This window comes from Streptomyces sp. NPDC005181 (assembly GCF_040608395.1).
Classification (GTDB): domain Bacteria; phylum Actinomycetota; class Actinomycetes; order Streptomycetales; family Streptomycetaceae; genus Streptomyces.
In genome coordinates, this window is sequence record NZ_JBEXID010000165.1 from 1 (window position 1) to 7,842 (window position 7,842).

General features: G+C 69.1%; 5 protein-coding genes and 1 pseudogene. 3 read left to right on the forward strand and 3 right to left on the reverse strand.

Annotation, left to right across the window (positions count from 1 at the left end; translation table 11 throughout):
* Positions 1-262 precede the first annotated feature (262 nt).
* The 3 genes from ABZV38_RS38655 to ABZV38_RS38665 all read left to right on the forward strand — a co-directional run bounded on the left by ABZV38_RS38655 (position 263) and on the right by ABZV38_RS38665 (position 6,515).
* Positions 263-484, forward strand: a complete 222-nt coding sequence (locus ABZV38_RS38655) for a VanZ family protein (protein ID WP_356333444.1) — start codon at positions 263-265, stop codon at positions 482-484.
* 168 nt (positions 485-652) lie between these two features.
* Positions 653-1,783, forward strand: a complete 1,131-nt coding sequence (locus tag ABZV38_RS38660) for a HupE/UreJ family protein (protein ID WP_356333436.1) — start codon at positions 653-655, stop codon at positions 1,781-1,783.
* Between the two features lie 31 nt (positions 1,784-1,814).
* Positions 1,815-6,515: a PQQ-binding-like beta-propeller repeat protein gene (locus ABZV38_RS38665; protein WP_356333438.1), complete on the forward strand. Its 4,701-nt coding sequence runs from the start codon at positions 1,815-1,817 to the stop codon at positions 6,513-6,515.
* Between the two features lie 90 nt (positions 6,516-6,605).
* On the opposite strand, the gene ABZV38_RS38670 is transcribed toward ABZV38_RS38665, so the two are convergent.
* The 3 genes and pseudogenes from ABZV38_RS38670 to ABZV38_RS38680 all read right to left on the reverse strand — a co-directional run bounded on the left by ABZV38_RS38670 (position 6,606) and on the right by ABZV38_RS38680 (position 7,565).
* Positions 6,606-6,788 (reverse strand): hypothetical protein, encoded by a 183-nt coding sequence (locus ABZV38_RS38670; protein WP_356333440.1) that lies wholly within the window; start codon positions 6,786-6,788, stop codon positions 6,606-6,608.
* A gap of 5 nt (positions 6,789-6,793) precedes the next feature.
* A pseudogene (locus tag ABZV38_RS38675) lies at positions 6,794-7,039 on the reverse strand (transposase); the annotation flags it as partial.
* A gap of 7 nt (positions 7,040-7,046) precedes the next feature.
* Complete coding sequence (locus ABZV38_RS38680; RefSeq protein ID WP_356333442.1) at positions 7,047-7,565, reverse strand: hypothetical protein; 519 nt, start codon at positions 7,563-7,565, stop codon at positions 7,047-7,049.
* Positions 7,566-7,842 lie beyond the last annotated feature (277 nt).

The following is a 7,842-nucleotide window of genomic DNA, read 5'->3' on the forward strand; positions in this document are numbered from 1 at the left end:
CCACAGAAGTCGAGTGCTTCCGGCGGCATAAGTGCTCACCTGCTGGCGGCTACGGAATCGAGCATTCCCCGACTCCGTAGCTCCCATTAGGCGGCATGTTGGTACTCGTGCAGGGTTCCGCCGAGTCGGTCTCGTCGGCGGACCTCCAGGTGTCTGATCTTCCCTGGTGCGTTGATCGTGTGCGGGAGTGGTCGGAGCGGAGAGGCTTGGCCCGGTCCACGACGAATAGGACAACGTCAACCGGGCGCTCGGGATCGTCGACATCGTCGGGAACGTCGCGATGTTCGTCCCCGTGGGATGGCTGCTGCGCGTGCTGCTGCCGCAGGCGGGGGCGGTGGTCGCGGCGGGTGCGGGCCTGTTGCTGCTCATCGGGCTCGGCCAGTTGCTGTTGAGCCGCGCCGCCGACGTCAACGACGTCATGCTCACCTCGTGCGGGTGGGCCCTGGGCGCCGGGCTCACCCGGCTTCGTACGCGGGCCTCGTAGCCGGGCCCAAAAGCCCGGCTTCCGACGCCCAGAAACCCGGCTGTCGGCTGGTGGGTGACCGGCAGTGGAAGGGTCGGTGAACTGGGTCATCTCTAGTTGCCGGGTGGGGTGCGAGCACTGCAGGGTTGGGGCCGACCGCCGTTCCCCTCACCACGGAAGTGCTCGACTGTGCGTCTGCTGACGTTTCTCGCCGCCCTTGTTGCCGTTCTCTTCGTCGCCCCTCCGGCGCAGGCACACGTCCGTGAGACCTCGGTCGTGGTCGACCTGCGCAGCCAGGGCGACGGCGTCGCGGCTGTCGTCGACGTGGAGTACGACGTCCTCGCCCGGCTGCTGAGCCTCGACGGTTTCCTGAGCCCGGACGCGGCCGGCACGGACGGCACGGCCGCCGAGGTGCCGACCGGGGTGCGGCGCAGTTCGCTGGACGCGCACGCGAGCGACGTGGCGGCGTACGTCGGCGAGCGGCTGCGGCTGAGCCGCGGCTCGATCGGGTGCACCGCTGCGGACGGTGCCCGCGTCGAACTCGCCGACTCCGGCGCGGCGCGGGTCGCGCTCGCCTACGACTGCCCGGCGTCCGGGGCGCTCACCGTCCGCAGTGACATCTTCCGCCCCTCCGACGGCGTCATCGACGGCACCACCACGAAGGTGGTCTACGACATCGATGGCAGCCGCGGTGCGACGCTGCTCGACACCGCCCGCACCAGCGTCACGGTGGGGCACACCGATCTGCTCAGTGAGATCCCGCGGTTCGTCAAGCTCGGGGCAGAGCACCTGTACTTCGGGCTCGACCATGTGCTGTTCCTGCTGGCACTGCTGCTGGGCGCGAAGCGGCTGCGCGACGTCGTCGGGGTCGTCACGGCCTTCACGGTCGCGCACTCGGTGACCCTGGTGCCGGCCGCGATCGGCTGGGTCAGCGTGCCCGGGTGGATCGTCGAGCCGCTCATCGCGCTGTCGATCGCGTTCGTCGCGCTCGACAACCTGCTCTCGACGAGGACGAGGCACCGGCTGCCCGTGGTCTTCGGCTTCGGGCTGCTGCACGGGCTGGGCTTCGCGGGCGCGCTCAGCATCGACGGGCCGCTGTCGGTTTCGATGCTGGCCAACCTGGTCGCCTTCAACGTCGGCATCGAACTCGCCCAGTTGACGATTATCGCGCTCGCCTTCCCGGCGCTGCTGTTCCTGCGCAGGGCCGCGACCACGCCGGTCGCCGCTCGCGCCCTCACGCTCGGCACCGTCGCGGCGACCGTCGTCGTCGCAGGTGCCGGTCTGGTCTGGTTCGTCGAACGTTCCCCGCTCCTGACCTGACACCCACCTCCCCGCACTCTCAAGGATCCCGATGTCCGTGTTCACCTGGACACGCGCGCACATGCGCGCTGTCCTGTACACCACCATGCTGGGGCTTGCCTCCAGTGTGGTGGCGGGCCCGCTTACGCTGTACGCGGCGACCGCTATTGACCCGCCGGAGGCCACCGTCAGCGGCGTCGCGTACGTCGACGCCAACGGCGACGGCCAGCGCAGCTCCGACGAGGCCGGCCTGGCCGGTGTGCGCGTCTCCGACGGCACGGTCACCACCACGACCGCCGCCGACGGCTCCTACTCGCTGACGATCTCCACCGACCGTCGTAAGACGGACATAGTGTGGGCCGGCCAGCCGCGGGGCTACCGGTTCGGCCTGGACGAGTACAAGGAGCCGAGGTTCTGGGCGAACCTCGGCCAGCTCGCCGACGACGCCACGCCGACCGCGGACTTCGCGCTCGTCCGTGACGAACTCTCCGACGGCGACACCTTCTCCTGGGCCAACATCGCCGACCCGCACGTCAACGCACAGCTGCCCGATCAGGTACGCGAGATCAACTCCACGGGCACCGACCTGCGGTTCATCGCGGTCAGCGGCGACCTCACCAACGACGCCAGCCAGGGGCAGTTCGACGCGTACCGTCGCGGCACCCAGCAGTCGGCCGTCGGTGTCTGGCCGGCCGTCGGCAACCACGAGTACGCGGGCGGGTCGGCGTACGCGGACAAGATCGACAACTATCGCAAGAACGTCGGTCCGGAGTGGTACTCGTTCAACTACGGCAACCGGCACTTCGTGGTGCTCGAGAACAACGGCTCGGCGCCGTTCGACGAGGAGCTGAACTGGCTCAAGGACGACCTCGCCGCGAGCGTTCCGCTCGACGACGACCCGACCAACGACATCGAGGTCGTCGTCCTCACCCACCAGCCGATGAACGTCCCGTTCGGCTCGCCGTCGACGTACGACGCCTTCGGTGAGGTGCTCGAGCAGTACAAGGCGCAGCTGATCCTGGTCGGCCACGAGCACTCCAACCACGTCGAGAACAAGTCGGCGTTCGCCTCGACCGCCAAGCACATCCAGACCGTGTCGAGCTCTTACACGATCGACAACGCGCCCCGCGGCTTCCGCTACATCCACATGGCGGGTCCGGGCTTCGAGAACCCGTTCCGGATGTACGGCGAGAACGAGCACCTCACCATCGTCAGCCCCGCGCCGGGCTCGAAGGTGCCGGCCGAGAAGTTCCCGGGCATCCAGATCAACGCCTACGACACCGGCGACGAGGTCGTCTCGGCGAGCTACCGGATCGCCGGCGACAAGAAGTGGAGGCCGCTGCATCACAGCGGCGAGTTCACCTGGCAGAGCAACCTGCCCGACAGCCTGCAGACGGTCGGTGAGCACAGCATCGACGTGAAGGTGGTCGACGCGGCGGGCAAGACCTGGACCAAGTCGGCGGACTTCACCCTCACCGACGAGCCGGCGCTCAAGCCGGTCGCTGGCGGTGACTGGGACCAGCACCACGGCAACGAGGGCCACTCCGGTGTCGCGCCGGCGCAGGAGGCCGGCCGCCGCCTGGCATGGAGCTTCCGCACCAACGGCAGCTTCCTCACCGGGTCGCCGGTCATCCACGACGGCGTCGTCTACGCGGGCACCCGCGACGAGAACGGCGACGGCAACAACCGGATCCACGCCATCCGGCTCAAGAACGGCAAGGAGCTGTGGAACTTCGAGGTGCCGCAGTCGATCCACGGCAGCCTCGCCTACGGTGACGGTCTGATCTTCGCGCCGACCCTCGGCTCGGAGCTGTACGCCGTGGACGCGAAGACCGGCAAGCTGCGCTGGAAGGCCGAGCCCGAGGAGGCGCCGGCCCCGAACAACCAGCGCACCTACGGCTACTACTCGCCTGCCGTCTCCGGTCACACCGTGCTCTGGCCCTACCAGACCCGCTTCGGTATCGGCAGCCAGGGCGTCCTCAAGGCGCTCGACACCCGCACCGGCGAGCAGATCTGGGCCTCCCCGATGTCCGGCTCGACCATGAGCGACGGCACGCCCGCCGTCATGGACGGCACCGTGTACGTCGGCAACCAGACCGCCGACCGCGTGCTCGCCTACGACCTGGCCACCGGCGCCCGCAAGTGGACCGGAGCCGAGTCCCTCGGCGGCTGGCAGGACGGCGTGCCGACCGCGGCCGAGGGCAAGGTCTTCATCGGCGCCAACAACGGCATCGCCGCCCGCGACGCCAAGACCGGCGCGACGCTGTGGACCTACCGGAGCCCGCGTTCCTCGCTCGTCTCGAGCGGCTCGACCCCGAGCGCCGCGGCCGTCAAGGACGGCGTCGTCTACATGGGCTTCCCGAGCGGCGCCGTCGTCGCCCTCGACGCCCAGACCGGCAACGTCCTCTGGGAGCGCGTGCTGCCCGGCGACATCTACCACGGTGGCGTGATGTCCAGCCCGGTCGTGGCTGGTGGCACGCTCTTCGTCGGCGCCAACAACGGCAAGTTCTACGCCCTGGCCACCGACACCGGCCAGATCCTGTGGAACCACGAGACCGGCACCTGGGTCGGCGCCGGCCCGGCCGTCAGCGGCAACACCGTCGTTGCGGGCGCCTGGGACGGCAACCTCTACGCCTACGTGCCAGGCGGCGAGTCCGCGCAGCGCTGGGCGACCGTGACCGGTACGGTCAGCGACCCGGAGACGGGCGATCCGATCGCCGGCGCGAAGGTCACCGCCGTCGCCGCCGGTCAGGACCCCGCGGTGACCAGCACCGACGCCCAGGGCAAGTACCGCATCGGCGTGCCGGCTTCGACCTGGACCGTCTCGGCGGCCAAGCGCGGCCTGATCGCCGACGACCGCTCGGCGGCCAGCGTCACGGTCGGCACCACCGGCAACGAGACGGCCGACCTGAAGCTGATCAAGGTGACCCACCCGGTCGCCGGCAAGTCGACGTACGCGCCGGACTACGGCAACGGCAGCACGCGCACCGACGTCGTCACGGGCAGGAAGTACTACTACCTGGCCAACGACAAGGTCCGGGCGTCCGTGACGCCGTACACCGGCGGCAACAACGGCGTCGGCGGTCTGGGCCAGGGCGAGCTGTCGGACGTCATGCTCAACGACGCCAACGGCGCCGAGACCCTCGACTGGGGCGAGATGCTGCTGCGTCCGAGCCTCACGCCGCCCGATTCGTGGGACCGGCCCGACGACCAGATCGACCTGCCCGACCTCGCGGTCGACGGCGCGGCCGTGGTCGGCAAGGGTCAGCACCGGGGGAACGGGGCCATCAAGGCGCAGGTCCGCTACGAGACCCTGCCCGACGCTCCGGTCGTGAAGATGACGGTCAAGCTGACCAACACCGGCACCACGGGCTACCTGGGCTACTTCAACTACATGATCGACCCCGACAGCTCGGTCGACAACGGCCGGATCCCTGGGTTCAGCGGCACCAACCCGGGTCTGAAGACCTCGGGCTGGACCGGGAATTACGTCTACGTCGGTGCTGACACGGCCACCACGAACGGCCAGGCCGCTCACGGTCTCGCCTGGGCACAGGACACGCCGGCCGCGGTCGGTGCGTACGGCTACATCGAGGGTCTCTACTACGACGCCACGATGGAGCCCGGTGCCACCAAGCAGTTCAGCTTCTACCACCTGACCGACTACGCGACCGCCGGTGGCGACCCCACCCGCAACATCGCGAAGTGGGCCGACGAGATCGACCTGCACGACGAGGCCGTCCCGGACGCCGCTCGCGCGACCGGCACGATCACCGCGGACGGCTCCGCCGTCTCCGGTGCCCGGGTCGCCCTCGAGCAGGACGGCAAGGTGGTCGCGACCACGAGCACCGACGCCCAGGGCAAGTACCGCGTCAAGGCCCCGGCCGGTCAGTACGACGTCCGGGTGTCCAAGCTGGGCTACCAGACGGCCGCCGACAAGGTCACCGTGCCGGCGGCGGGCAGCGGCGTCGCCGACGTCGCGCTGAGCCCGGTCAAGGTCGAGGCGAGCTACGGCAAGCAGATCGGCTCGGGTCTGGTCGAGGCAGGCCACGGCGACGTCATGCTCGAGAACGACAAGCTCTCGATGGCGATCGCCGACGCTTTCAACGACTCGCAGCTCTCCGGTAGCACCCGCGGCAAGCCGGTCGACATCGCTGTCCGCGGCAAGGCCGACCAGTTCGACTGGATCAACCTGCCCTACGTCTCGGCGACCCAGCCGACCGGCGGTAACGCGTGGGACGTCCGGACGGTGGGGGCGACCGACGTCAAGATCGTCCAGGCGACCGGCGACAAGGCCGTCGTCCGGGCATCCGGGCCGGTCAATGGCTTCACGGGTCTGACGGCGACGACGACGTACACGCTGAAGCCGGGCGACAACTTCGCCACGGTCTCGACGGAGCTGAGCAACTCCGGCTCGGTTCCACTCAGCGTGTGGACCGGTGACGCGATGGACCACGACGCGGCCGGCCAGGCCAGTGTCATCCCGGGCGCCGGCATCGTGACACCGGGTGCGACGGCGGCGTACACCCCGACCAAGCCGTACATCGGCATGACCGGGACCGACCCGCAGGTATTCGGTCTCGTCTACGGTACGCCGGCCAGCGCCTTCGACGTCTACGCCGCGGGCAACTGGGTGATGAGCCGGTTCAAGGTCGACGTGCCGGCGGAGGGCTCTCACACCCTCACCCGCAAGCTCGTCGTCACCCCAGGCACCGACGCGGTGGGCATCCTCGACGAGGTCCCCGCGCCGTAACGCACACCCACCCCACCACACGGGGCCGGCCCGGACTCCAACCGGACCGGCCCCGTGCGCCGATCCGCCAGAACAACGCGGCGGTTCGCGTCAGGTGGACTGCATCACCACGACGGTGCGCGGGCCGACCGTGATCGACTGCCCCGCGGCCAGCGGCGTTCCCACGCCGAGGGCGGCGTCGGTCGACAGCAGGACGAACCTGCGCTGGGCCCAGTCGTTCTCGGGCAGCACGATGTCGAGCGGCTCGGCGGAGTGTGCCGTTCGGAAGCTCATCGCTCTGCTCGGGGGGGCCCGAGGTGTTCGGCGACGTACGCCTGCAGGTCGTCGCGGATCTCGTCCGCGTCCCAGCGGCTGCGGGACAGCAGATGCTGCAGGCCGGTGGGGGTGGCGTGGCCGGCGTACTCGGCGAGTTGCCAGCCGTTCTTGCGACCCACCAGGCCGAGGAGCCCGCGGACGTAGTCCCGCACACGGTGCCGGGGCTCCACGCGGGAGTGTTCGCCCAGCCACGATCCACGTCGGGTCATCAAGGGTTCAAACCATCTCGGGGTTCATCCCGCCGGAAGCCTCGATCAGCCAGTACAGCGAGCCGGTTCCAAAGGGCCAGCCGGTTGTGGCCACATCGATCCATCCGGTATCTGGCCCGCCACTGCCGGCGTCCCACCACCACCAACTGCGGTCATTGCCTTGGCCTTCGACGGGGTCGAAGTAGTAGAGCCAGTTCGACAGTGTCCAGGGCCCTTGGGAGTGGGAGATCTTCTCCGCCGGGGTCATTGCTTGCCACTGCGCCAGCCAAGCGGCGGCATCCCAAGAGGGATCGGCCGATCGTTCGGGAGCGCATCCCTGCACGAACCAAGGCGGCAGCAGCTGTGCCCAGACTCCCTCAGCCGGCCATGACTCCACGTGCTCGATCACCCGCCCGAGCACGTCACGAGCACGCTCTAGCACCGAGTCTGGGTCGTCAGCCGAGAAATGCACTCGCACCACGAATGCCTGCTCGTCGCGCGCCGGCCCGCTCCGGATCCGCCGGAGTTCGTTCACTGAGGTCTCCATGAGGCAGGAGTGTGTCGCATGCCCGGTCGCTCAGGCACGCACGTTTCGGCAGGCACAGGGCTCCGGAGGCCCCTTGGCTCCCAGGCAACGCTGCTGGTCAGGGCCCCGTAGATACTCAGTTGGCTGAGGTGAACCGCCCCGGGTTCGGTAGAGATCTCAGATTATGGTTGTGACCTGGGGTTTGAAGCTTCCCCTTGATCACGGACACCTGGAGACTGGGACCTGAGGTTCCAGAGGAAGTAGAGCCAGGTGGGAAGCAACTACTCGAAGCGGTACT